At 74.4% G+C, this 25,283-nt stretch carries 20 protein-coding genes; 7 read left to right on the top strand and 13 right to left on the bottom strand.

Annotated elements, in window-relative coordinates; translation table 11 throughout:
* Positions 1–5: 5 nt before the first annotated feature.
* Together ACZ3J7_RS01790 and ACZ3J7_RS01795 are read right to left on the bottom strand one after the other, a co-directional pair.
* Complete coding sequence (locus tag ACZ3J7_RS01790) at positions 6–869, bottom strand: 5-oxoprolinase subunit C family protein (RefSeq protein WP_465615765.1); 864 nt, start codon at positions 867–869, stop codon at positions 6–8.
* A 70-nt stretch (positions 870–939) separates the two neighbouring features.
* Positions 940–1,548, bottom strand: coding sequence for a 5-oxoprolinase subunit B family protein (locus ACZ3J7_RS01795; RefSeq protein ID WP_465615767.1), 609 nt, complete (start codon positions 1,546–1,548; stop codon positions 940–942).
* 298 nt (positions 1,549–1,846) lie between these two features.
* Here ACZ3J7_RS01795 and ACZ3J7_RS01800 point away from each other — a divergent pair, with 298 nt between their 5' ends.
* Positions 1,847–3,424 (top strand): Re/Si-specific NAD(P)(+) transhydrogenase subunit alpha, encoded by a 1,578-nt coding sequence (locus ACZ3J7_RS01800; protein WP_465615769.1) that lies wholly within the window; start codon positions 1,847–1,849, stop codon positions 3,422–3,424.
* 6 nt (positions 3,425–3,430) lie between these two features.
* On the top strand, positions 3,431–4,861 hold the full coding sequence (gene pntB, locus ACZ3J7_RS01805) for a Re/Si-specific NAD(P)(+) transhydrogenase subunit beta (RefSeq protein ID WP_465615771.1): 1,431 nt from the start codon (positions 3,431–3,433) through the stop codon (positions 4,859–4,861).
* 36 nt (positions 4,862–4,897) lie between these two features.
* On the opposite strand, the gene ACZ3J7_RS01810 is transcribed toward pntB, so the two are convergent.
* From ACZ3J7_RS01810 to ACZ3J7_RS01820, 3 genes are all read right to left on the bottom strand, one after another.
* Positions 4,898–5,569, bottom strand: a complete 672-nt coding sequence (locus tag ACZ3J7_RS01810; protein ID WP_465615772.1) for a response regulator — start codon at positions 5,567–5,569, stop codon at positions 4,898–4,900.
* Positions 5,566–6,771, bottom strand: coding sequence for a sensor histidine kinase (locus ACZ3J7_RS01815; protein WP_465615836.1), 1,206 nt, complete (start codon positions 6,769–6,771; stop codon positions 5,566–5,568). Before ACZ3J7_RS01815 ends, ACZ3J7_RS01810 begins: the two co-directional genes overlap by 4 nt.
* A gap of 96 nt (positions 6,772–6,867) precedes the next feature.
* Positions 6,868–9,072, bottom strand: coding sequence for an MMPL family transporter (locus tag ACZ3J7_RS01820; protein ID WP_465615774.1), 2,205 nt, complete (start codon positions 9,070–9,072; stop codon positions 6,868–6,870).
* Here ACZ3J7_RS01820 and ACZ3J7_RS01825 point away from each other — a divergent pair.
* Entirely contained in the window at positions 9,071–9,493 is a 423-nt protein-coding gene (locus tag ACZ3J7_RS01825; protein ID WP_465615776.1) for a hypothetical protein, read from the top strand. The two genes, ACZ3J7_RS01820 and ACZ3J7_RS01825, sit on opposite strands and share 2 nt — an antisense overlap.
* 239 nt (positions 9,494–9,732) lie before the next feature.
* Here the strand turns inward: ACZ3J7_RS01825 and ACZ3J7_RS01830 are convergent, their stop codons facing one another.
* From ACZ3J7_RS01830 to ACZ3J7_RS01845, 4 genes are read right to left on the bottom strand one after another with little or no spacing between them, the layout of a single operon-like run.
* Entirely contained in the window at positions 9,733–12,126 is a 2,394-nt protein-coding gene (locus ACZ3J7_RS01830) for a beta-xylosidase/alpha-l-arabinosidase (protein WP_465615838.1), read from the bottom strand.
* Positions 12,127–12,134: 8 nt separating this feature from the next.
* Positions 12,135–12,953 (bottom strand): carbohydrate ABC transporter permease, encoded by an 819-nt coding sequence (locus tag ACZ3J7_RS01835; RefSeq protein ID WP_465615778.1) that lies wholly within the window; start codon positions 12,951–12,953, stop codon positions 12,135–12,137.
* Complete coding sequence (locus tag ACZ3J7_RS01840; protein ID WP_465615780.1) at positions 12,953–13,888, bottom strand: carbohydrate ABC transporter permease; 936 nt, start codon at positions 13,886–13,888, stop codon at positions 12,953–12,955. The genes ACZ3J7_RS01835 and ACZ3J7_RS01840 overlap by 1 nt, the downstream gene beginning before the upstream one ends.
* Before the next feature lie 18 nt (positions 13,889–13,906).
* Positions 13,907–15,199 (bottom strand): ABC transporter substrate-binding protein, encoded by a 1,293-nt coding sequence (locus ACZ3J7_RS01845; RefSeq protein ID WP_465615782.1) that lies wholly within the window; start codon positions 15,197–15,199, stop codon positions 13,907–13,909.
* Positions 15,200–15,353: 154 nt separating this feature from the next.
* Between ACZ3J7_RS01845 and ACZ3J7_RS01850 the strand changes: the two genes are divergently transcribed.
* Positions 15,354–16,379: a LacI family DNA-binding transcriptional regulator gene (locus ACZ3J7_RS01850; RefSeq protein ID WP_465615783.1), complete on the top strand. Its 1,026-nt coding sequence runs from the start codon at positions 15,354–15,356 to the stop codon at positions 16,377–16,379.
* 126 nt (positions 16,380–16,505) lie between these two features.
* Positions 16,506–17,741 (top strand): D-arabinono-1,4-lactone oxidase, encoded by a 1,236-nt coding sequence (locus ACZ3J7_RS01855; RefSeq protein ID WP_465615785.1) that lies wholly within the window; start codon positions 16,506–16,508, stop codon positions 17,739–17,741.
* A 173-nt stretch (positions 17,742–17,914) separates the two neighbouring features.
* Here ACZ3J7_RS01855 and ACZ3J7_RS01860 read toward each other — a convergent pair whose 3' ends face one another.
* The 4 genes from ACZ3J7_RS01860 to ACZ3J7_RS01875 all read right to left on the bottom strand — a co-directional run bounded on the left by ACZ3J7_RS01860 (position 17,915) and on the right by ACZ3J7_RS01875 (position 22,550).
* Positions 17,915–19,483: a hypothetical protein gene (locus ACZ3J7_RS01860; protein ID WP_465615787.1), complete on the bottom strand. Its 1,569-nt coding sequence runs from the start codon at positions 19,481–19,483 to the stop codon at positions 17,915–17,917.
* A complete protein-coding gene (locus ACZ3J7_RS01865) occupies positions 19,480–20,358 on the bottom strand; it encodes an ATP-binding cassette domain-containing protein (RefSeq protein WP_465615789.1) in 879 nt (292 codons plus the stop codon). Before ACZ3J7_RS01865 ends, ACZ3J7_RS01860 begins: the two co-directional genes overlap by 4 nt.
* Before the next feature lie 174 nt (positions 20,359–20,532).
* On the bottom strand, positions 20,533–21,780 hold the full coding sequence (locus tag ACZ3J7_RS01870; RefSeq protein ID WP_465615791.1) for a sensor histidine kinase: 1,248 nt from the start codon (positions 21,778–21,780) through the stop codon (positions 20,533–20,535).
* 83 nt (positions 21,781–21,863) lie between these two features.
* A complete protein-coding gene (locus ACZ3J7_RS01875; RefSeq protein ID WP_465615793.1) occupies positions 21,864–22,550 on the bottom strand; it encodes a response regulator in 687 nt (228 codons plus the stop codon).
* Between the two features lie 280 nt (positions 22,551–22,830).
* Between ACZ3J7_RS01875 and ACZ3J7_RS01880 the strand changes: the two genes are divergently transcribed.
* Both ACZ3J7_RS01880 and ACZ3J7_RS01885 read left to right on the top strand, forming a co-directional pair.
* Positions 22,831–23,829: a polysaccharide deacetylase family protein gene (locus ACZ3J7_RS01880; RefSeq protein ID WP_465615795.1), complete on the top strand. Its 999-nt coding sequence runs from the start codon at positions 22,831–22,833 to the stop codon at positions 23,827–23,829.
* 495 nt (positions 23,830–24,324) lie between these two features.
* Positions 24,325–25,281, top strand: coding sequence for a glycoside hydrolase family 11 protein (locus tag ACZ3J7_RS01885; RefSeq protein WP_465615797.1), 957 nt, complete (start codon positions 24,325–24,327; stop codon positions 25,279–25,281).
* Positions 25,282–25,283: the final 2 nt, after the last annotated feature.

Raw genomic sequence — 25,283 nt, forward strand, 5'->3', positions numbered from 1 at the left:
GCCCGTCAGGCGAGCCGGAAGCGGAGGGTCAGGCCCGGGCGGGTCTGGGCGGCGAGCGGGAGGTCGTCCTCGTGGACGGTGGCGATGACGGGGTAGCCGCCGGTGACGGGGTGGTCGGTGAGGAAGAGGATGGGGCGGCCGTCGGGGGGCACCTGGAGGGCACCGGGGAGGGCGGCTTCGGAGGGGAGTTCGCCGGGGCGGGCGCGGGTGAGGGCCGGGCCGTCGAGGCGCATGCCGATCCGGTCGGAGCGGGGGGTGACGGTGTAGGGGGCGGTGCGCAGGGTGGCGCGGGCCTCGGGGGTGAACCAGTCGTCGCGCGGGCCGGGGACGATGCGCAGCACCGGCTCGGCGGGGAGCGGGTGCTGGGGGGCGAGGTCGGCGGCGGGCCAGTGCGCGGTGCGGGTGCCGACGGGGAGCAGGTCGCCGGGGGCCAGGCGGGGCGGGCCGAGGCCGGAGAGGGTGTCGGTGGCGCGGGAGCCGAGGACCGGCGGGACATCGATGCCGCCGCGGACGGCGAGGTACAGGCGCAGGCCGTGGGCGGGGGTGCCGACGGTGAGCCGCTGGCCGGGTTCGAGCCGGACGGGGGCGTGGGTGCCGACCTGGCGACGGCCGACACGGGCGGGGCACGGGGGGCCGGTGAGGGCGACGGTGGCGTGGTGGTCGACGTCCAGGACGATCCCGCCGTAGGGGGCCTCGATCCCGGCGGCGTCCTCGTGGTTGCCGACCAGGCGGTTGGCCAGCCGCAGGCTGCGCGGGTCGGCGGCGCCGGAGGGGCTGACGCCGAGGGCGGCGTGCCCGGGTCGGCCGAGGTCCTGGACGGTGGCGCCGAAGCCCGCGCTGATCACGCGGAGCGTACGGGTGCTGGGCATGGGTGGACTCCGGGCTTTCGTACGGGAGTTGACGTGTTCAACAGGGGGTCGGCAGGGGGTCGGCGGGCGGTCAGCGGGCGGTGAAGCGGACGGTGGTGCCCGGGGTGAGCGGCGTCGGCGGGTCGGCGGACGGGTCCCACAGGGTGTGCCGGGTGGCGCCGAGGAGCTGCCAGCCGCCGGGGGACTCGCGCGGGTAGACGCCGGTGAACTCGTCGGCGAGCGCGACCGCCCCGGCGGGGACGCGGGTGCGCGGCTCGGCCCGGCGGGGGACGCGCAGCGCGGGGTCGACGCCGGTGAGGTAGGCGAAGCCGGGGGCGAAGCCGCAGAACGCGACGCGGTAGGTGGCGGCGGTGTGCCGTTCGACCACCTGGGCGGGGGTCAGGCCGGTGAGCCGGGCGACCTCGGCGAGGTCCTCGCCGTCGTAGCGGACCGCGAGGGTGACGGGCGCGGCGCCGGTGCCGGGGGCCGCCCGCAGGTCGAGGGCGCGCAGGGCAGCGGCGAGCCGGGCCGGATCGGTGCGGGCGGGGTCGTAGTGGACCAGGACGGTGCGGGCGGCGGGGACGAGTTCGCCGGTGCCGGGCAGCGGGTCGTGGAGCAGGGCGGCGTGCAGCCGGGCGGCCCGGTCGAGGTCCTCGACCTCGACCAGGACGGCCCGGGTGCCGTAGGGCAGGACGCGCATGGCGGGTGGTACTCCGAGTGGGGGGTGGTCAGGCCGGTTCGGGGAGCGGGCAGTCGCGGTCGTGGCGGTCGGTGACGACCATGGGGCCGGGTGGGGCCGGGTGTAGTCCGGTCGGACGGAGTTGTGGTGACACATTTCACCGTTCGACCCTTTCCCCCGGACGGGCTCGGGAGTCTAGGTTCCTGCGACCGAGGGGAGTAATCACTCCCCCGCAAACTTCGGGCTCCGGGCTCCGGTCTCCGGTCCCCGGGCACGGCACCCGTCCGGCACCACCTCCTCCGACGAGAGAGTACGAGCGATGTCTGGATACGACTCCCCGCCCTCCGCCGCGGCCTCCTCCCCGCCCCGACGGGTCGGCGTGGTCGCCGAGTCCGCCCCCGGGGAGACCCGGGTGGCGGCGACCCCGGCCACGGTGCGCGGCCTGCTGGCCCTCGGGTACGAGGTGGTGGTCGAGTCGGGGGCCGGCGCGGCCTCCGGCTTCGACGACGCGGCGTACGGGGCGGCGGGCGCCGCCGTCGGGGACGCCTGGGCGGCCGACGTGGTGCTGAAGGTGAACGCGCCGTCGGACGCCGAGGTGGCCCGGCTGCGCGCGGGCACGACCCTGGTGGGGCTGCTGGCGCCCGCGCAGCGGCCGGAGCTGCTGGCGGCGCTCGCGGAGCGCGGGGTGACGGCGCTGTCGCTGGACGCGGTGCCGCGGATCTCCCGGGCGCAGTCGATGGACGTGCTCAGTTCGATGGCGAACATCGCCGGCTACCGGGCGGTGATCGAGGCGGCGCACGCCTTCGGCCGGTTCTTCACCGGGCAGGTCACCGCGGCGGGCAAGGTCCCGCCCGCGAAGGTGCTGGTGGCGGGCGCGGGCGTGGCGGGGCTGGCGGCGATCGGGGCCGCGTCGAGCCTGGGCGCGATCGTCCGGGCGACCGACCCGCGGCCCGAGGTGGCCGACCAGGTGAGGTCGCTGGGCGGCGAGTACCTGCCGGTGGAGGCGGCCCAGGAGGCGAGCACCGACGGGTACGCGAAGGCCACCTCGGCGGACTACGACCGGGCCGCCGCCGCGCTGTACCGGGCCCAGGCCGCGGACGTGGACATCGTGGTCACCACCGCGCTGATCCCGGGCCGTCCGGCGCCGAGGCTGCTGACCGCCGAGGACGTGGCGGCGATGAAGCCGGGCAGCGTGGTGGTCGACATGGCGGCCGCGCAGGGCGGCAACGTGGCGGGCACGGTGGCGGGGCGGACGGTGGTCACCGACAACGGGGTGACCCTGATCGGCTACACCGACCTGGCGTCCCGGCTGCCCGCGCAGGCCTCGCAGCTGTTCGGCACCAACCTGGTGAACCTGCTGAAGCTGCTGACGCCCGGCAAGGACGGGCAGCTGGTGATCGACTTCGAGGACGTGGTGCAGCGCGCGGTGACGGTCGTCCGGGACGGCGCGACCACCTGGCCGCCCCCGCCGGTCGCGGTCTCGGCGGCGCCCGCGGCCGCTCCCCCGGCGGCCGCGGCCGCGGCGCCGGCCCCGGCTCCGGAGAAGCGCCTCGCCCCCGCCGCCCGGTTCGGGCTGATCGGCGCCGGGATGCTGGCGCTGTTCCTGCTGGTCGCCTTCGCGCCGCCGCAACTCGCGGAGAACTTCACGGTGTTCGCGCTGGCCGTGGTGATCGGCTACTACGTGATCGGCAAGGTCCACCACGCCCTGCACACACCGCTGATGTCGGTGACCAACGCGATCTCCGGGATCGTCGTGATCGGCGCGCTGCTGCAGATCGGGCACGAGAGCACCCTGGTGACCGTGCTGTCCTTCGTGGCGATCCTGCTGACCAGCGTGAACATCTTCGGCGGTTTCGCCGTCACCCGCCGCATGCTGAGCATGTTCTCGAAAGGCTGAGCCGAGATGACCTCCCTCACCGCCGCGCACGCCGCGGACCTGGTCGCCGCCCTGCTGTTCATCCTCAGCCTGGCCGGGCTCTCCCAGCACCGGACCTCCCGGGCGGGCGTGGCCTACGGCATCGCCGGCATGGCCCTCGCACTGACCGCCACCGTGGTGGTCGCCTCCCGGACGATCAGCGCCGGCGCGGTCGCGCTGGTCCTGCTCGCGATGGCGATCGGCGCGGCGGCCGGCCTGTGGCGGGCCCGCCGGGTCGAGATGACCCAGATGCCCGAGCTGATCGCCGTCCTGCACAGCTTCGTCGGCCTGGCCGCCGTGCTGGTCGGCTGGAACAGCTACCTGGAGGTGGAGCGGCACGGCGACGCCCAAACCGCGGTCGCCGCCGACCTGCTGACCATCCACCACGCCGAGGTGTTCATCGGGATCTTCATCGGCGCGGTCACCTTCACCGGCTCGGTCGTCGCCTACCTGAAGCTCTCCGCCAAGATCGCCTCCCGTCCGCTGGTGCTGCCCGGCAAGAACGCCCTCAACCTGGGCGCGCTGGGCGCCTTCGCGGCGCTCACCGTCTGGTTCACCGCCTCCCCGTCGCTCGGCCTGACGGTCGCCGTGACCGTGCTGGCCCTGCTGCTCGGCTGGCACCTGGTCGCCTCGATCGGCGGCGGCGACATGCCCGTCGTGGTCTCCATGCTGAACAGCTACTCGGGATGGGCGGCGGCCGCCGCGGGCTTCCTGCTCGACAACAACCTGCTGATCGTCACCGGCGCGCTGGTCGGCTCGTCCGGCGCCTACCTCTCGTACATCATGTGCAGGGCGATGAACCGCTCCTTCCTCTCCGTCATCGCCGGCGGCTTCGGGATCGAGGCCGCCGCGGGCGGCGACGCCGAGCAGGGCGAGCACCGCGAGGTCAGCGCCCGGGAGACCGCCGAGCTGCTGGCCGGCGCCAAGTCCGTGATCATCACCCCGGGCTACGGCATGGCCGTCGCCCAGGCCCAGCACCCGGTCGCCGACCTCACCCGCCGGCTGCGCGAACGCGGCGTCGAGGTCCGCTTCGGCGTCCACCCGGTGGCCGGCCGCCTCCCCGGCCACATGAACGTCCTGCTCGCCGAGGCCAAGGTCCCCTACGACATCGTCCTGGAGATGGACGAGATCAACGACGACTTCCCCGACACCACCGTCGTCCTGGTCATCGGCGCCAACGACACCGTCAACCCGGCCGCCCTCGACGACCCCGCCAGCCCCATCGCCGGCATGCCCGTCCTCAGGGTCTGGGAGGCCGAGCACGTCGTCGTCTTCAAACGCTCCATGGCCTCCGGCTACGCGGGCGTCCAGAACCCGCTGTTCTTCCGCGACAACACCGCCATGCTCTTCGGCGACGCCAGGCAGAGCGTCGACCAGATCCTCCAGTCCCTCGACGCCCTCGACCCGGCCCTCACCTGACGGCCGCCGCGGACCGGCCTGGTCCGCCCCGCGCGGCTACCCGCCGCCGGGGCGGACCAGGCCGGTCTCGTAGGCGATGACGACCAGTTGGGCGCGGTCGCGGGCGCCGAGCTTGGTCATCGCGCGGTTGACGTGGGTCTTGGCGGTGAGCGGGGTGACGAACAGCCGCTCGGCGATGTCGTCGTTGGAGAGGCCGGCCGCGACCAGCGCGACCACCTCCTGCTCGCGGGCGGTGAGCACGTCGAGGCGGGGCAGCGCGGCGCGCCGGACGGGGTCGGGCTGGGCGAGGAAGCGGCCGATCAGGGCCTTGGTGGCGGCCGGGGAGAGCAGGGCGTCGCCGGCCGCCACCAGCCGGATCGCCTCCAGCAGTTCGGCCGGGTCGATGCCCTTGCCGAGGAAGCCGCTGGCTCCGGCGCGCAGCGCCTCGGCCACGTGCTCGTCGTCCTCGAAGGTGGTCAGGACCAGCACCTTGACGCCGGCCAGGTCCTCGTCGGCGGTGATCAGCGCGGTCGCGGCGAGGCCGTCCAGGTCGGGCATCCGGATGTCCATCAGGACCAGGTCGGCGCGGAGCGAGCGGGCCAGCGCGACGGCCTCCCGGCCGGTGCCGGCCTCGCCGACCACCTCCAGGTCGGGCGCGGAGTCGATCAGCAGCCGGAAGGTGCCGCGCAGCAGGGCCTGGTCGTCGGCGAGCAGGACACGGACGGTCACGGGCAGCCCTTCCGGCCGGTGCGGTCGGGCAGCGGCAGTTCGGCGTGGACGCGGAAGCCGCGGCGGGGGCGGGGCCCCGAGGTGAGGGTGCCGCCGGCGGCGCGGGCGCGTTCGTACATGCCGATCATGCCGTGTCCGGTGCCGTCGCCGCCGGGGCCGGTGCCGCGGCCGTCGTCCTCGACGGTGACCCGCAGCCGGTCGGGGGTGACGTCGAGGCGGACCTTGGCGGTGGCGGGGCCGGCGTGCTTGTGGGTGTTGGTGAGGGCCTCCTGGATGATCCGGTAGGCCGTCAGGTCGGTGATCGGCGGGAGGTCGGCGGCGGCGCCGGAGCGTTCCAGGACGACGTCCAGGCCGGAGTGCCGGAAGGCGTCGAGCAGGTCGTCGAGGCCGGCCAGGCCGGGGGCGGGTTCGCGCGGCGCGGCGGTTCCCTGGTCGCCGCTGTGGCGGAGCAGGCCGACGGTGGCGCGGAGTTCGTCGAGGGCGGCGCGGCTGGTGTCGCGGATCCGCTCCAGGGCCTGGTAGGCGTGGTCGGGGTCGGTGCGCATCAGGTGGTGGGCGACGCCGGCCTGGGCGTTGACCAGGGTGATGTGGTGGGCGACGACGTCGTGGAGTTCGCGGGCGATCCGCATCCGCTCCTCGGTGACCCGGCGGCGGGCCTCCTCCTCGCGGGTGCGTTCGGCGCGTTCGGCGCGCTCGACGACGGAGGCGAGCAGTTCGCGGCGGCTGCGCACGGCGTCGCCGATCGCCACCGACAGGCACGGCCAGGCGATCAGGCCGAGGTTCTGCGGGAGCTCCTCCAGCCCGGAGCGGACGATCAGCGCGGTCAGGGTGAGCACTCCGGCCGCGCAGCAGCCGGTGCGCCAGGCGGTGCGCCGGTCGGTGCGGGTGGCGACGGCGTACAGGGCGACGCCGACGGCGAACACGGAGATCCCGAGGGCGTCCGGGTGCGGCCGGGGCGAGAACGGGATGAGCAGCAGTTCGGCCACGCCGATCGCCACCGTCGCGGCGGCCACCGGCACCGGCCACCGGCTGCGGACCAGCAGCGGCAGGCAGGACAGCACCAGGAACAGCAGGTAGCCGGTGATCGAGGCGTCGCGGTGGTAGGCGGTGGCGGCGGTGACGGGCGCGGCCAGCAGGAAGCAGGACAGCGCCACCGCCGCGTCGACCCGCGCCGGGCGTCCGCCGCACCACCGCCTGAGCATCTCCGTCATTCGCACTCCTTCACCGTACGCAGCTCCGTCGCGCCCGGCGGGGCCCGGCCGGCGGGGGACGGCCGGTCGGGCCCCGTGTGGCGGGGGTCAGCGCCGGGCGGCCGCGGCCTCGCGGAGGTCGTGGACGGGGGCGACCGGGGCGACGGGGTCGGGCTCGCCCTCGACCGAGACGTGCGGCAGCAGGCGGTCGAGCCAGCCCGGCAGCCACCAGTTGGCGGCGCCGAAGCGGTGCATCAGGGCGGGGACGAGGACCATCCGCAGCACCAGCACGTCGAGCAGGACGGCGAGGGCCAGGCCGAGGCCGAACTCGGCGATCATGCGCTGCCCGCCGAACAGGAACGCGGCGAACACGCAGGCCATGATGACCGCGGCGGCGGTGATGACCTGGCCGGTCTCGCCGTGGCCGACCCGGACCGAGCGGTGGTTGTCGCGGGTGTGGGTCCACTCCTCGTGCATCCGGCTGATCAGGAAGACCTGGTAGTCCATCGAGAGGCCGAACAGGATCGCGATGATCATGACGGGGGCGAAGGCCTCGACCGGTCCGGCCGCGCCGGCGCCGAGCGCCTCGGAGCCCCAGCCCCACTGGAAGACCGCGACGATCGCGCCGAACGCGACGCCCATGGTGAGCAGGTTCATCGCGACGCCGATCAGCGGCACCAGCAGGCTGCGGAAGGCCACCATCATCAGCAGGCAGCCCAGGCCGACGATGATCGCGATGAACAGCGGCAGCTTGGAGATCAGCACGTCGGCGAAGTCCGCGGCGGTGGCGGTGGCGCCGCCGACGTACACCTTCAGCCCGGTGCCGGCCTCGGCGGCGGGGACGGTGCGCTCGCGCAGCTCGGTGATCAGTGCGGAGGTCTTCGCGGACTGCGGGGAGCTGCTGGGCAGCACCCGGACGATGCCGACCCGCTGGCCCTCCTGCAGCGGCGCGGACACGACCTGGGCGACGCCGTCGACGCCCCCCAGCTCGCCGACCAGCTTCTGCAGCGCGGCCCGGTCGGCGGGCGCGGGGGCCTCGGCGACCAGCAGCAGCGGGCCGTTGGAGCCCGGGCCGAAGCCGTCGGCCAGCAGGTCGTACGCCTGCCGGGTGGTGCTGGACCTCGGGTTGTTGCCGGCGTCCGAGCTGCCCAGGCGCAGCGAGAGCACCGGCAGCGAGACGGCGAGCATCAGCAGCAGCGCGACCAGCGCCTTGCCGGTCGGCCGGGCCTGGACCCTCGCGGCCCAGCGCGGCCAGAACCCGGCGGTGTGCTCCTCGCCGGGGCCGTGCTCGGCGAGGCGGCGGCGCTGGGCGCGGCTGAGCACCCGCAGCTTCAGCAGGCCGAGCAGGGCGGGCAGCAGGGTGACCGCGGCCAGCACGGTGAGGGTGACGGTGAGCGCGGCGGAGATCGCCATGCCGTTGAGGAAGCCCATGCCGAGGATCAGCATGCCGAGCAGCGCGATCACCACGGTCAGGCCGGCGAACAGCACGGCCCGGCCGGAGGTGTTCAGCGCCTTCGCGGAGGCCTCCTCGACGCCGAGGCCCGCCATCAGGCCCTTGCGGTGCCGGTTGACGATGAACAGCGCGTAGTCGATGCCGACGCCGAGGCCGACCAGGACGCCCAGGGTGGGGGCGACCGAGGCGATGCTCATGGCGTGGCTGAGCAGGCCGGTGCCGATCACGCCGGTGCCGACGCCGGCCACCGCGGTGAGGATCGGCAGCGCGGCGGCCCAGGCGGAGCGGAACACCAGGGTCATCACGACCAGGGCGGCGACGATGCCGATGATCTCGCTGGTGCCGCCCATCTCCTGCTCGGTGTTCTGCACGGCCTGCCCGCCGAGCTGCACGTCCAGGCCGTCGGTGCGGGCCTGCTCCGCCAGGTCGACCACGCGCTCGACGTCGGCCTTGGGGACGGCGTGCGCGTCGGCGGTGAAGGTGACCTGCGCGTACGCGGTGGTGCCGTCGGCGCTGACCTGGGTCGCGCCGCGCTCGCCGTACGGGCTCACCACCGAGGCGACCGACGGGCTGTGCGCGATGGCGTCCAGCGTCCGGGCCATCCGGTCCCGGACGGCCGGGTCGTTCACGCTGCCGGCGCCGGTGTGCCACACCACGGTGTCGGTGTCGCCGGCCGCGGCGGGCAGCTGCTCCTTGAGCAGCTCCAGCGCCCGGGTCGACTCGGTGGCCGGCATCGCCATGCTGTCGCTGTACCTGGTCCCGGCCGCGCCGGAGACCGCTCCGAGGCCGACCAGCAGCCCCAGCCACAGCAGCACGGTGACGAGCCGGTGCCGGTGGCACCAGCGTGCGAGGACGGTCATGCGCACTCCCGTTGTCGGCCTTCCCCAGGCCCTGGTCAGGTCTTCGCCGGGTCTTCTCCAGCTCTCCCCCACCCTCCCCGCCGGCCCGCCGGGTGTCGTCCCCCGCCTGCGGACTCCCGCCGTACCGCGGGCGCGGTACGGCGCCGCCACCCGCTACCGCGCCCGCAGGCCGCCGGTGGTGCTGCTCAGCCGGTACGCCGGGCGCTCGTGCGCGGCCCGGCTGCTCGACTCCGGGCGCGGCAGCGCCGCCGGCCACCTGCTGGAGGAACGCGTCGGCGCGGTCGCCGGCTCCCTGGCCGCCCTGGAGCGGGTCGCGGCCGGCGGCACGGTCGTCGATCCCGAGGCGGTGCCGCGGCCGGTCCGGCTGCGGCACGACCCGCCGGAGCGGCTGAGCCCGCGCGAACGGGGGTGCTGCGCCTGAGGGCGCGGGGCCGCTCCAACGCGAACCCGGCCGCCGGGCTCTTCGTCGGCGACGCCGCCGTGAACGAGCACCCGGGCAGCGTCCTTCGCCGAGCCCGACCTGTCGGCCGACGCCGACGGGCGCTGCCGCGTCCTGGCCGTCCCGCGCCTCCTGGACGCCTGAGCCCGCCCGGGCGCGCCGCCGCCCGCCGCGCCGTCGAGGGCGTGGCGGGCGGGCGGCGCGCCCGGGCGGGCGGTGGCTCAGGCGACCCGGAACTCCGCGTGCAGGCGCCGGGTGTGGTCCAGGACGCGGACCGGGCCGTCCAGCCGGACGGTGGCGGTGAGGCGGGGGTCGGTGCTGGCGGCGGCGATCCGCAGTTCCAGCGTGCCGGGTTCGACGATCCGGCGGCCGTCGCGGCCGGTGAAGGAGGCCAGGTCGGCGGGGACGGTGATCCGGACCAGCACCCTCTCGCCGGCGTCCAGTTCGACCCGCCGGTAGCCGATCAGCCGCTGCACGGGCTGGACCAGGCTGGCGACCGGGTCGTGCAGGTAGAGCTGGACGGTCTCGCTGCCCGCCCGCTCGCCGGTGTTGCGCAGGGTGAAGGCGAGTTCGAACTGCCCGTCGGTGCCGGTGGCGTCCTGCTCGACGGCGAGGCCGCTCCACTCGAAGGCGGTGTAGCCGAGGCCGTGGCCGAAGCCGAACGCGGGCGTCGGGTCGGTGCTGGAGACCTCGCTCGGGCCGGCCAGCCGGGCCGCCAGGTAGGTGGAGGGCTGGACGCCGGGCCGGGCCGGGATGCTGACCGGCAGCCGGCCGGACGGGTTGACCCGGCCGCTGAGCACGCCGGCCACCGCCTCGGTCCCGGCCTCGCCGGGGAAGAACGCCTGCACCAGGGCCGCCGCCTCGGTGACCGCCCGTCCCAGCGCGTACGGCCGGCCGGCCAGCAGCACCGGCACCACCGGCGTCCCGGTGTCCAGCAGCGCCTCCATCAGCTGCTGCTGCACGCCCGGCAGTACGAGCGACTCGGTGTCGCAGCCCTCGCCGCTGGTGCCGCGGCCGAACAGGCCGGCCCGGTCGCCGAGCGCGAGGACCACCACGTCGGCCCGGCGGGCCAGTTCGAGCGCCTCGGCGAAGCCGGAGGTGTCCGGGCCGTCGACGCTGGCGCCGGTGGCGGTCCAGATCTCGGTGCCGGGGAACTCGGCCGCCAACGCCTGCCGCAGGGTGGGCAGTTCGATGCCGACCGGGACGTCCGGGTGCTGGCTGCCGACGTGCACCGGGAAGGCGTAGCAGCCGAGCACCGCGGTCGGGGTGTCGGCGTTCGGGCCGATCAGCGCGATCCGGCGCGGGGCGCGCAGCGGCAGGGTGCCGTCGTTGCTCAGCAGCACCACGGCGCGCTCGGCGAGCTCGCGGGCGAGCGCCCGGTTCTCCGGCCGGTCGAGGTCGACGGTGCCGCGCAGCGCCTGCGGGTCGTCCAGCGACCGTCCGGCGAGCACCGCCGGGAGGGGCTGCCAGTCGGCGTCCAGCAGGCCGAGCTGGGCCTTCTGGACCAGCACCCGGCGCAGCGCCCGGTCGACCAGCGCGACGGGGACGGTGCCGTCCTCGACGGCGCGCCGCAGCGGCTCGCCGAAGGTCTTCACGGTGGGGAGTTCGACGTCGACGCCGCTGGCCAGGGCGAGCGCGGCGGCCTCCGCCCAGTCGCCGGCCACGCCGTGCAGCAGCTTGAGGAAGGCGATGCCGAAGTAGTCGGCGACCACGGTGCCGTCGAAGCCCCAGGTGTCCCGGAGCAGTCCGGTGAGCAGTTCCTCGTCGGCGGCGGACGGGACGCCGTCGGTGTCGGTGTAGGCGTGCATGACGGAGCGCGGGCGCCCCTCGCGGACGGCCATCTCGAACGGCGGCAGGATGACGTCGGCGCGTTCGCGGGTGCCCATCCCGACCGGGGCGAGGTTGCGCCCGGCGCGGGAGGCCGAGTACCCGGCGAAGTGCTTGAGGGTGGCGACCACGCCGGTCGACTCCAGGCCGCGGACGTACGCGGTGGCGACGGTGCCGACCAGGTAGGGGTCCTCGCCGATGGTCTCCTCGACCCGGCCCCAGCGGGCGTCGCGGACCACGTCGAGGACGGGGGCCAGGCCCTGGTGGACGCCGACGGCGCGCATGTCGCGGCCGATCGCGACGGCCATCCGCTCGACCAGCGCCGGGTCGAAGGCGGCGCCCCAGGACAGCGGCACCGGGTAGGCGGTGGCGCCCCAGGCGGCGAAGCCGGCCAGGCACTCCTCGTGGGCGAGCGCGGGGATGCCGAACCGGTTGGCGGCGGCGATCCGCTGCTGGCTGCGGGCCAGCGAGAGCGCGCCGAGCGCCGGGTCGACCGGGCGGGTGCCGAACGGGCGGGTCAGCTGGCCGAGTCCGTCGGGCAGCAGGTCGTCCAGGTCGGGCGGCTGCTCCATGTCGTGCTGGTGCGGGGCGACGTCGCCGCCCTCGTCGGAGGCGCCGACCCAGACGCCGACCAGCTGGGCCAGCTTCTCCGGGAGGGTCATCTCGGCGATCAGCGCGTCGGCGCGCTGCCCGGCGTCCAGCGCGCAGTCGCGCCAGCGGGGGAGGTCGGCGGCGGGCGCCTGGGCGGGGACTTCGGCGGGCGCTTCGGTGGGAACGGCCGGGTTCATCTTGGCGGTCACTTTCCTCCGACGCCCATGAGGCCCTGGACCAAGGCACGCCGGGCGAACAGGTAGACGATGAAGATCGGGAGCATCGACAGCACGACGGCGCTGAGCAGGCCGGGCACGTCGACGCCGTGCTCGGTCTGGAAGTTGTACAGGCCGAGGGTGATGACCTTGCTGCTCTCCGACTGGGTGAGGATGAGCGGGAAGAGGAAGCCGTTCCAGGCCTGGAGCGCCGAGAAGACCACGACGGACGACAGTCCGCCCTTGGACAGCGGCACCACCAGCTGCCAGAACACCCGCCAGGGGCTGGCGCCGTCCACCGCCATCGCCTCGTACAGCTCGCCGGTGATGTCGCGCATGGCGCCGGTGAGCACCAGCGTGCACACCGGCAGGCAGAACGCGGCGGTGGGCAGGATCACGCCGATCAGGTGGTCGTACAGGCCGGCCTTGCTGATCACGTAGAACATCGGGACGATCACCGCCTGGGCGGGGATCGCCAGGCCGAGCAGGAAGATCCGGAAGACGGTGGCGATGGTCCGCCCCTGGGCCCGGACGATCGCGTAGGCCAGCGGCGGCACCACCAGCAGCACGATCGCGACCACGCTCGCGGTGACGATCAGCGTGTTGAGGAAGTCCTGGCCGAAGCCGTTGGAGAAGTCGTCGACGTAGTTCTGCAGGGTGAGGTGGTCGGGGAAGCTGAGCGGTCCCTCGGAGGAGTAGCTGGCGCGGGTGCGGAAGGTCGAGATCAGCAGGACGTACAGCGGGAAGCCGACCAGGACGAGCCAGACCAGCGAGCCGAGCCCGGCCAGGTAGTTGGGGCGCCGTCGCATCACAGTCCCTCCGTGGTGCCGCGCATCTTGTCGTAGCCGGAGAGCCGGACGACGGCGAGCGAGATCAGCGTGGCGACCACCACCAGGACCAGCGCGATGGCCGAGCCGGAGCCGAAGTCGAAGCTCTTGAAGGCCTGCTGGTACATGTAGAAGGCGCTGTTCGTGGTGTCGGTGCCGGGGCCGCCCTGGGTCAGGATCAGCACCGTGTCGAAGGTGGTGAGGCCGCCGACCAGCATCAGGATCACCGAGGTGATCATGGTGTTGCGCAGCTGCGGCAGGGTGATGTGCAGGAACTGCCGGACCTTGCCCGCGCCGTCGATCGCCGCGGCCTGGTAGAGCACCTGCGGGATCGCCCGGGCGCCGCCCTGGTAGAGCAGGGCGTGCATCGGCGTCCACTGCCACATGCCGACGAAGGTGAGCACCGCGATCGCGCCGCTCTGGCTGCCCATCAGGTTGCCGTCGCCGAACAGCCACTGCATCTGCGAGGGGACGCCGAAGTTGGGGTCCAGGATGGCCCGCCACACCACCGAGATCGCGGTCGCGGACAGCAGCAGCGGGATGAAGAAGACCGCCGACAGCACGGCCCGGTTGCGCTGGTGCCCGGCCGCCCACACGCCCAGCAGGATGCTGACGGGGGTCTGCACCAGGACGCCGGCCACGGTCAGCACCAGGGTCAGCCAGACGCTCTGGGTCATCACCGGGTCGTGCAGCAGCTTGGTCCAGTTGTCCAGGCCGTTGAAGCTCGGCGCGCCGACGCCGTCCCAGCTGGTGAAGGACAGGACGGCGACCAGCACCAGCGGCACGATCGCGAACAGCAGGAAGAACACGGTCGCGGGGACCGCCCAGGCCAGGCCCGGGCGGGTCACCCCGGCACCGGTCCGGCGCCCGGCACGCACGCGGCGGCCGGACGCGGACCCGAGGGAGAGTGAGCTCATGGGGTCGTCTCGGGAGTCTCAGGAGGCGGGCAAGGCCTGCATGGCCTTGATGAAGCCGTCCACGTCGAGCTTGCCGTCGAAGAACTGCTGGACGGCGGTGTGGATCGGCGTGGTGGCGGCCGGCGGGTAGGCCTGGTCCCAGGAGAGCTGGAACGAGGGGGCGGCCTTGACCAGGTCGTACTGGTACTTCGAGTACTCGGGGCTGGCCGAGGTGCCGAGGAACTGCTCGGTGTTGGTGGTGGTCGGCAGGTTGCCGATGGCCAGCTGGGCCTTCACGAACTCGTCGGAGTACATCAGCTTGAGGAAGGCCGCGGCCTCCTGCGGGTGCTTGGTCTTCTTCAGCACCGAGTAGAAGTTGTTGGTGTTGCCGACCAGGTTCGCCGGGTCGCCCTTGCCGTCCGCCACGGACGGGAAGGCGCTGTAGCCGAGGTCGTTCTTGGCGAAGTCCGGGCTGGCGTCCTGCTGGGTGGCGTACGCCCAGGAGCCCATCAGCTCGAACGCGGCCTTGCCCTTGGCGAGCAGCGCCGGGGAGCCGCCGTCGGTGAACTTCACCGAGTCGAAGTTCGAGCCGAACGCGCCCGCGTCGACCAGCTGCTTGAGCATGCCGAGCGCCTTCTTCGACTCCGGGCTCTCCCAGGCCGCCTTGTCGCCGGACAGCGCCTTCTGGAACAGCTCGGGGCCGGCCACCCGGTCGAAGACGTACTCGTACCACATCAGGGTCGGCCACTGGTCGCCGCCGCCGAGCGCGAACGGGGTGACGCCCTTGGCCTTCAGCACCGTGACGGCGTTCAGCAGCTCGTCCCAGGTCTTCGGGACGCTCAGGCCGGCCTGGGCCAGCACCTTCTTGTTGTTGAACAGCAGCACCGGCTGGGTGCCGCGCATCGGGATGCCGTAGGACTTGCCGTCGATCACCGCGGTGTTGAACACCGAGGAGAGGAAGTTGTCCTTCAGGCCCGGGTCCGCGGCGATCATGTCGTCCAGCGGGAGCAGCAGGTCGGCCTTGACGTAGGGCTGGATGCTGCCGCCGCCCCAGTTGAAGAAGATGTCCGGCGCCTGCGGGGTGTTGATGACGGTGTTGAGCTTGGACTGGTAGTCGGCGCCGGGGATGGTGTCGAGGACGACCTTGACCTTCGAGGTCTTGTTGAAGGTCTCGACGATCTGCTTCTCGACCTTGTTGCTGGCGTCGCCGTAGACCAGCACGTGGATCGTGTTGGAGCCGCCGCCGGCGGACGAGCCCCCGCTGCCGCAGGCCGTCACCCCCACCGTCACCAGGGACAGCCCGAGTGCCACAGCGAAAGCGCGTCTCTTCATCAGGAGTCTCCTAAAGTTTCGAGCCAGTTCTCGAAATCAGTGCCTGGCCGGGACGCTAAGTTGCGGGGAGGTTTCGGGTCAACCCCTCGTGCCGAGGGTTACTGAAGCGTGATCCGAGCCACTCCGCCCACCGGCCGTGCCCTATGCTGCGCGCATGGAAAAGGGCGATGAACTGGGACGAGCCACCCTCGCGGACATCGCGCGGGAGGCCGGGGTCTCCGTTTCGACGGTTTCGAAGGTCCTCAACGGACGTACCGACGTGTCGGCCGCCACCCGGGGCCGGGTCGAGCGGATCCTGCGCGCGCACGACTACCAGCGCGGCGCCCGGGGCGGCGGCGAGGCGCCGCTGATCGAGATCGTCTTCCACGAGCTCGACAGCCTCTGGGCGATGGAACTGCTGCGCGGCGTCGAGACCGTGGCCGACGAGCACGGCGCCGCGGTCGTGGTCGCGCACAGCGGCTCCCGGCGCGCCCCCGGGCCCGACTGGATCGAGGCCGTGCTGCGCCGCCGGCCGCTCGGCGTGGTGCTCGTCCTCTCCGGCCTCCCGCCCGAGCTCAAGCGCCAACTCCGGGCCCGCTCCATACCGTTCGTCATCATCGACCCGGCCGGCAACCCCGACCAGGACGTCCCCTCGGTCGGCTCCGCCAACTGGGCCGGCGGCCTGGCCGCCACCCGGCACCTGATCGAACTCGGCCACCGCCGGATCGGCATCGTCACCGGCCCCGAGGACACCCTCTGCTCGCTCGCCCGCCTCGACGGCTACCGCTCCGCGCTGTCGATGGCCGGGATCGACGCCGACCCCGAGCTGATCGCCTACGGCGACTTCCACGCCGAGGGCGGACTCGCCCGCGCCAAGCGGCTGTTGGCCCTCCCCGACCGCCCCACCGCGATCTTCGCCGGCAGCGACCTGCAGGCCCTCGGCGTCATGGAGGCCGCCCGGCTGCGCGGCCTGCGGGTTCCCGAGGACCTCTCCGTGGTCGGCTACGACGACCTGGACATCGCCCAGTGGACCAGCCCCGCGCTGACCACCGTCCGGCAGCCGCTGCACGAGATGGCCGAACAGGCCACCCGGCTGGTCCTCGCCCTGCGCGGCGGCGAGGCCTCGGCCGCGCCGACCCGGCTGGAGCTGTCCACCACGCTGGTGGTGCGCTCCAGCACGGCGGCGCCGGGCGGGCGCTGAGGAATCCGGCCGGTTTCGAAAGTTTCGCGCCCGCTCCCCCTTGCCCTTCCGACCTCGGCGAACTAATTTGTCTTCTGCCCTGGCAAATCGGCGGGGCGCCGATCCGAGCCCCCTGGGGGTGCACCGATGACCTCCACCGGAACCGGACCGCTGACCAACTGGGCGGGCAACCTGGTCTTCGGCGCCCGCGCCGTCCACCGGCCGCGCGGGCTCGACGAGTTGAGCGAGCTGGTCCGGCGCGGCGAGCGCGTCCGGGCCCTGGGCAGCGGGCACTCGTTCAGCCCGGTCGCCGACACCGACGGCGACCTGGTCCTGCTGGACGCCCTGCCCACCCGGATCGAGATCGCCCCCGACGCCCGCACCGTCACCGTCTCCGCCGCCACCCGCTACGCGGAACTCGCCACCGCCCTGCACGCGGCCGGCCTCGCCCTGGCCAACCTGGCCTCGCTGCCGCACATCTCGGTGGCCGGCGCCACCGCCACCGGCACCCACGGCTCGGGCGACGCCCGGCGCTCGCTGGCCGCCGCCGTCCGCTCGCTGGACCTGCTCGGCCCCGACGGCGAGACCCGCCCCCTCTCCCACCCCGGCGCGGTCGTCCACCTCGGCGCGCTCGGCATCGTCACCGCGCTCACCCTGGACGTCGTCCCCGCCTACCGGCTGCGGCAGTACGTCCACCTAGGCCTGTCGCTCGCCGACTACACCACCCACCTGGACGAGGTGCACGCCGCCGGATGGAGCGTCAGTCTGTTCACCGACTGGGGCTCGGACACCGGCCGGGTCTGGGTCAAGCAGCTCGACGACGGCCGCCCCGCCGCGACCGTCCCCGGCGCCCGCCCCGCCACCGCCCCCGAGCACCCCGTCCCCGGCATGCCCGCCGTCCACTGCACCCGCCAGCTCGGCGTCCCCGGCCCCTGGCACCGCCGACTGCCGCACTTCCGCCCCGAGTTCACCCCCAGCAGCGGCGACGAACTCCAGTCCGAGTACCTGCTGCCGCGGGCGGCCGCGACCGCCGCGATCACCGAACTCCGGTCCCTCGGAGCGCTGCTGGCCCCCGCCCTGCACATCTCCGAGATCCGCACCGTCGCCGCGGACGACCTCTGGCTGAGCCCCGCGTACGGCCGCGACTCGATCGCCCTCCACTTCACCTGGAAGCCCGACCCCGCCACCGTCACCCCGGCCCTCGCCGCCGTCGAACGCGCCCTGCTCCCGCTCGGCGGCCGCCCGCACTGGGGGAAGGTCACCCTCGCCGACCGCGCCGCCACCGCCGCCGCCTACGAGCGCCTCCCCGACTTCCTGGCCCTGCGCCGGGAGCTGGACCCCGCCGGGAAGTTCGGCAACCCCTTCACCGACCGCCTGGCCTGACCCCGCCCCTCCACCACCGACTCCGTCGGCCGGGCAGTTCCCGCTTCCCCGCCCGGCCGACGGCGCCCCACTCCGGGGCAGGTCGGCCGTCGGCCCGCAACGACGCGGAACCCGCCGACGGTCGACCCCGACTCCCCTACGCCGACGGGGAGTTCAGGACCGCGAGCGGAGCTTCAGGCCGGACGGCCCGTCCGGCGGCGGCCGGCGGTGCGACGGGCCGCCGCCACCGCGAAGGCCGCGGCGAGCAGGGCCGCGGCCAGGGCCGTGACCAGCAGGGGGTGCGGGCCGGCGGGGCGGCCGGCGGTGCGGACGGCGCCCATGAAGTCCAGGGCGGCGACGTGGTTGAGCAGGAGGTACCAGAGCGGCAGGTAGAGCGCCTGGAAGAGCCGGGGGCCTCGGCTCAGCGTGCCCAGGGCCAGCGCCAGCGAGGGGACGAGGAGGGCTCCCGCCGCCCAGTGCGCGAGGCCGGGGCCGTCGCCCGCCACGAGCATCCGCAGCAGCGGGGCGAGGCCGGTCAGGGCGGTGAGGGCCAGGCCGGCCGTCCACTCGGCGAGCAGGCGGCGGTGGGCGAACGGGTAGGCGGCGAGCAGGACGTCGAGTCCGTGCTCGACCCGCTGGCTGCCCAGGCGGGACCAGAGCAGCACCGGCCACAGCCACCCCAGTGGCAGCAGGACCCCGGTCGCGGCGGACGGCGGCACCGCGAGGCCGACGGCGGCGAGCCCGCCCGCGACCAGCCACCACCAGCGGGGGACGCCCCGCACCAGGATCCGCGCCTCGCCCGCGAACAGCCGCCCGAACGCCCCCGCCCGCCGCACCTCGGCCCGCGGCAGCCCGCCGGGCCCGGCGAACGCGGCGGACGCGGCGGACGGGACGACTGGGGCGGTCGGGGCGGTCGGGACCGTCAGGGCGGTCCGTTCCGGGTCGAAGCGGTCGAACCAGAGGGCGGGCAGCACCGCCACCGCCGCGGCCAGCAGGAGCAGCAGCAGCCGGTCGCGCAGGAAGCCGGCGGTGGGGTCGAAACCGTCCCAGCGGAAGGTGCCGAGCGGCCGTTCGACCCGGGTCAGGCCGAGGCTGAACCCGCCCTCCCCCGCCGGGAACCCGCGCGCGGCCTGCTGGACGCCGAAACCGCCGAGCGGCGCGGACCCGGACTGCCCGCCGATCGCGGCCGGCAGCGCGACGGCGAACCAGACCACGTTCCCGAACCCGGCCCGCAGCGGCCGCACCGTCTCGAACAGGACGGCGAGGGCCGCGGTGAGCGCCACCGGCGGCAGCGCGAGCAGCACGAACGGACCGAGCAGCGCGACCGGGTCGACCGCCCGGTCCTCGCCCCGGACGAGTTGCAGCACCAGCGCGGTCCCGGCCAGCACGCCGAGCATGGAGGCGAGCACCGCCAGGTTGCCGAGGAACTTCGCGAACAGGTAGCCGGGCGTGCGCAGCGGCGTCGCGGCCAGCACCTGGCCGACCCGGGTGGCGGCGTCCCGGACGACCGCGCCGCGGACGGCGTGGAAGCCGCCGACGGTGAGCCAGAGCGCGCCCGCGAGGGCGGTCGCGGTGCCGACGTAGGCGCTGTTGTAGGTGCCCCGGCGGCCGCCGACGTCCAGGACCACCCAGCTGCTGTCCGCGGCCGGCACGGCGAGGCAGCCGAGCCCGACGGCGGCGAGCAGCACCACCGCGTACACCGGTCGGCGCGCCCGGTCGCGGAAGTCGCCGAGCACCAGCCCGGCCAGGGTGCGGGCGCTCACCGCGCCGCCTCCGGGCGCGGGCGGACCAGGGCGAGGTACGCGTCCTCCAGGTCCGGGGCGACCGGGACGGCGCCGGGCGCGGGCGGGTGTCCGGCGAGCAGCCGCAGGCGTACCCCGTCCGTGCCGCGCACCATCCGGCTGACCGTGAACCGGGCCTGGACGGCGGCGAGTTCGGCCGGAGGGACGGTCACCTCCCAGACCCGTCCGGCGGCCTCCCGGCACAGCTCCTCGGACGTGCCCCGGCGCAGCAGGCGGCCGCCGGCCAGCACGGCGATGTCGGCGGCGACCGACTCGACGTCCGAGACGATGTGGGTGGAGAGCAGCACGGCCCGGTCGGCGGCGAGTTCGCCGAGCAGGTTGCGGAAGCGCACCCGCTCCTCCGGGTCGAGCCCGGCGGTCGGCTCGTCCACCACGACCACCTTCGGGTCGGCGAGCAGCGCCTGCGCGATGCCGACCCGGCGGAGCATGCCGCCCGAGTACGCGCCGAGCGGGCGCCGGAGCGCCTCGGTGAGGTTGACCACCTGCAGGAGTTCGTCGGTCCGGGCCCGCGCCGAGCGGCCGGACAGGCCCTTGGCGGCGGCCAGGTACATCAGGAACTCCCGCGCGGTGAGGTTCGGGTAGACGCCGAAGTCCTGCGGCAGGTAGCCGAGTTCGCGGCGCAGCGGTTCGGGCCTGGCGACCGCGTCGGCCCCCCGGTAGCGGAGCCCGCCGCCGGTCGGCCGGGTGACCGTGGCGACGATCCGCATCAGCGAGGACTTGCCCGCCCCGTTCGGCCCGAGCAGGCCCAGCAGGCCGGGCCCCAGCCGCATGGTGACCCCGCCGACGGCACGCTTGCCGCCCCGGTACACCTTGGTGACGTCGATCAGTTCGAGCATGGCCTCCCTCTCCACCCGTGCCCCCGGGCGTGCCCGCCTCCGGAGCGGGGGCCCGCCGACGAGCCTCGCCGATCGGGGGCGCGCTGCCATCTGCCGTTCGGCAGATATCCGCGGGCCCGCGACGGCGGCCGGAGCGGCGGGCGGGCGGAGCGGCGGGCGGCGCGGGGCCGCCGGTCACCTCCCTTCGGGCAGCGGCAGTTCGGCCCGTACCCGCCAGCCCTCGCCGTACGGGCCGGCCGTCAGGGTGCCGCCGAGCGCGTCGATCCGGGCGGCCAGTGCGGCCAGGCCGGTGCCGCCCTGGGCGGCGCGGCGCGGCGGGAGGACGGCGGGGTCCCGTCCGCCGCTGTCGGTGACGGTGATCCGCAGGACGGCGGGGTCGGCGGCCCGGGTCGCCTCCACCTCCAGCCGTCCGGCCCGGGCGGCGTGCCGGCGGACGTTGGTGAGCGCTTCCAGGACGACCCGGTACGCGGCGTCGGCGGTCTCGGGTGGGACGGTGTCGGCCGCTCCGGGCTCCAGCGCGAGGACGGCCCGGGTCGGGCCGGGCGCCCGGAAGCGGTCGACCAGCGCCGGGAGGTCGGCCAGCCCGTACCGCTCGGGCGGCTCGGGCGGCTCGCCGCCGGGCGCCTCCCGTGCGCGCAGGGTGCGCAGGGTGTGGTCCATCGAGTCCAGCGCCCGGGTGCCGGCCGCCTCCAGCCGGGTCAGCAGTTCGCCGGTCCGCTGCTCGTCGTAGCCGGAGAACTGCGCGGCCTGCACCTCCAGCAGGATGCCGGTCACCTCGTGGGCGACGAAGTCGTGCAGGTCGCGGGCGACGTGGAGGCGCTGCTCGCGGCGGGCCAGCAGCACCGCGCGGGCCCGCCGCTCGTCCTGGCGCCGCAGGTGCAGGCCGACGCCGACCGCGACGGCCACCGGCAGCGCGGCCGCCGCCACCGCGACGACCGACGTCCCGAGGGCGGTCTGCGGCAGCCGGACGGTGAAGCGCAGCGGCAGGGCCAGCGCGGCGAGCACCACCGTCGCCGCCACCGCCGCGAGCCGTCGCCCGGCGGCCCGGCGCACCGTCCGCCCGGCCAGCACCAGCAGCGCCGCGAACTCGAACGGCAGCCAGAGCAGCACCAGTCCGCGCGGCCCGAAGTAGCCCGCGTCGACGGCCAGCGAGAGGGCCGCGACCAGCCCCGCCGGCCGGGCCGGTCCGCATCGCCGCCACGGCCGCCGCAGCGCCGCCGCCGTCACCGCGAGCCCGGCCAGGACCGCCACCAGCAGCGCCCCGGGCCGCGCGCCCGGCGGGGTCAGCAGCGCGAGGAGCACCAGCGCGGCCGCCAGCAGCGCGCAGCAGGCGCGGCGCAGGTGCTCGGGCCTCGCCGCCGCCCGCCCGTCCCGCCCGGTTCCTTCCGACTCCCCCGCCCGCCCGGCCTGTTCGCTCTGCACGGGTCCGAGCCTATGCAGCGGGCCCGCCGGTTGTCCGCCCGCCGGAGCCTTCGCCGGCCGGTGTCCTGACGGGCGGTCAGCCGTCAGCGGGCCGGCGCGTACCCCAGTTCGAAGGCGCGCACCGCGATGCCGACCCGGTTCCGGACGCCCAACTTGCGCTGGATGCTAGCCACGTGGGTCTTCACCGTGCCCGCCGAGATGAACAGCTCCCCGGCGATGTCGGCGTTGGTCTTCCCCTCCGCGACCTTCCCGGCGACCTCGGCCTCCCGCCCGGTCAACGGCTCCACCGGTCCGGGGCCGCGGGCGCCGGAGTCCCGGGCGCCGGAGTCCCGGGCCGGGGCGCGGCCGGTGACGTGCCGCAGCAGCCGGACCGTGACGGACGGGCTGATCAGGCTGTCGCCGGCGTGCGCCGCCCGCACCGCCTCGACCAGCAGCGCCGGGCCCGCGCGCTTGAGCAGGAAGCCGGAGGCGCCGTGGCGCAGCGCCGGGTACACGTACTCGTCGAGGTCGAAGGTGGTGACCACGACGACCCTGGTCGCAGTCGCCGCCCCGGGGCCGGCCAGCCGCCGGACCACCTCGATCCCGTCCATCCGGGGCATCCGGACGTCCACCAGCGCCACGTCGGGGCGCAGCAGCCGGGCGGCCTCGACCGCGGCCACCCCGTCGGCGGCCTCGCCGACCACCTCCAGGTCCGGCTGGGTCTCCAGGATCCGGCGCATGCCGCGGCGGACCGCCTCCTGGTCGTCTGCGAGCAGTACGCGGATGGTCACGGCCCAGGATCCTGTCACACCCCCGTCGGCGCGCCCGCTCGCGTGCCCGGTCGAGTGCCGGTCGCCTGCCCGCTCCGGGCCGAATGCGAAAATGTTTCGGAACCGAATTCCCGGGCTCATTCGATTTTCGCTTCGAAACTTACGCCGCGAATATTGACACCCGAACTTGCCGGGTCAAAACTCTTCGAAGTCGGCCGACGCGCCGCCCCCCACGAGAGCCGGGTCGCCGGTTCCATCCGCCTCCCGGGCTCCCCAGCGAACCACGAGGAGTCGCACCCCCATGCGCAGCTTCACCAGCCTCTCGCCACGCCCCCTGGCCGCCGCCCTGGCCCTGACCGCCGTCGCGGCGGCCGCCCTGACCGCCACCACCGCCGCCGTCCCGACCCCCGCGCGGGCGGCCGCCTGCACCGGCTACGTCGGGCTGACCTTCGACGACGGCCCCTCGAACGACCACACGCCGGCCCTGCTGAGCGCCCTCCAGCAGAACGGACTGCGGGCCACCATGTTCAACGAGGGCCAGTACGCCGCCGCCTACCCGGCCCAGGTCAGGGCCGAGGTGGCGGCCGGGATGTGGGTCGGCAACCACAGCAACACCCACCCGCACCTGGTGCAGCAGAGCCAGGCCCAGATGGACGCCGAGGTCGGCACCGCCCAGTCCGCCATCGCGGCCGCGGGCGGCGGGACGCCGAAGCTGTTCCGGCCCCCGTACGGGGAGACCAACGCGACCCTGAAGGCGGTCGAGGCCAAGTACGGCCTGACCGAGGTGATCTGGGACGTCGACTCGCAGGACTGGAACGGCGCGAGCACCGCCGCGATCGTCCAGGCGGTCGGCCGGCTCGGCAACGGGCAGGTGATCCTGATGCACGAGTGGCCCGCCAACACGCTGGCCGCGATCCCGCAGATCGCCCAGAACCTGGCGGCCCGCGGCCTGTGCGCCGGCATGATCTCCCCGCAGACCGGCCGGGCCGTCGCCCCGACCGACGGCGGCGGCACGGGTGGCGGCGGCACCGGCGGCAGCTGCACCGCCACCCTCTCGGCCGGCGCCTCCTGGAGCGACCGCTACAACCTGAACGTCAACGTCACCGGCGCGTCCAACTGGAAGGTCACCGTCAAGGTCCCCAGCCCCGAGAAGGTCAGCTCCACCTGGAACACCAACGCCACCTACCCCGACGCCCAGACCCTGGTCGCCACCCCCAACGGCTCCGGCAACAGCTGGGGCATGACCATCATGAAGAACGGCTCCACCACCTGGCCCACCGCCACCTGCACCACCACCTGAACCCACCGGTGAATCCCCGGCCGGAATTCGCACCGCGCCGATGAATTCCCCCCTCCCGGCCCGGAGTGGCAATTCCCAGCCCTTTCCGGGGGATTCACCACCGCGAAAGGCGTGCACGTACCATCGGGCCCGCCGGAAGAAAGGGCACCGGTCGCCTCCCGTCCCCATTCCGGGAGGCGACCCTCCCGTCGACCAGCACCGGCCGCCGTTTCGAAACTTTCGAGACCGGTTCATCGAAAAATGCGGCCGCTGTTCGGCGGAACGGCTCGGGATGCCCGGCGGGCGCCTCTTCTCGCCCGACCAGGAAGGCTGCCCCACCAGGGAATTGTTCCCTTCTCGCCACTCCGACTCATTCGAGGATCATGTCGAAAGTGTTGACAGCCTGACAGGGTCGGGCCAACACTGACGCCCAGCCCGGTCGTGCCAACCACCCACCGGTGCAACCGGGTTGGCAGCACCTCCCCCCACCCACCCCCACGCAGAACGGACGATCTCGTGAACCTCCCCCGCGCCCTCCGCCGGATCCGTGTCCTCCCGCTGGCCCTCAGCGCCGTCGTGCTGCTGCCCGGCACCGCCGACGCGGCGACGGTGACCTCCAACCAGACCGGCACCGACGGCGGTTACTTCTACTCGTTCTGGACCGAGGGCACCGGCTCGGCCTCGATGTCCCTGAACGGCGGCGGCAACTACAGCACCTCCTGGACCAACGCCGGCAACTTCGTCGCGGGCAAGGGCTGGAGCACCGGCTCCCGCAACCCGGTGACGTACTCGGGCACGTGGAGCACCAACGGCAACGCGTACCTGTCGCTGTACGGCTGGACCACCAACCCGCTGGTCGAGTACTACGTGGTCGAGAACTACGGCTCGTACAAGCCCACCGGCACCTACAAGGGCACCGTCACCAGCGACGGCGGCACCTACGACATCTACGAGACCACCCGCTACAACGCCCCCTCCATCGAGGGCAACAAGACCTTCAACCAGTACTGGAGCGTCCGCCAGTCCAAGCGGACCGGCGGCACCATCACCGTCGGCAACCACTTCGACGCCTGGGCCCAGCACGGCATGAACCTCGGCACCATGAACTACGAGATCCTGGCCACCGAGGGCTACCAGAGCAGCGGCAACTCCAACCTCACCCTCGGCACCACCACCGGCGGCGGCACGGGTGGCGGCGGCACCGGCGGCAGCTGCACCGCCACCCTCTCGGCCGGCGCCTCCTGGAGCGACCGCTACAACCTGAACGTCAACGTCACCGGCGCGTCCAACTGGAAGGTCACCGTCAAGGTCCCCAGCCCCGAGAAGGTCAGCTCCACCTGGAACACCAACGCCACCTACCCCGACGCCCAGACCCTGGTCGCCACCCCCAACGGCTCCGGCAACAGCTGGGGCATGACCATCATGAAGAACGGCTCCACCACCTGGCCCACCGCCACCTGCACCACCACCTGAAC

The sequence above is a fragment of the Kitasatospora sp. NPDC015121 genome, assembly GCF_055562955.1.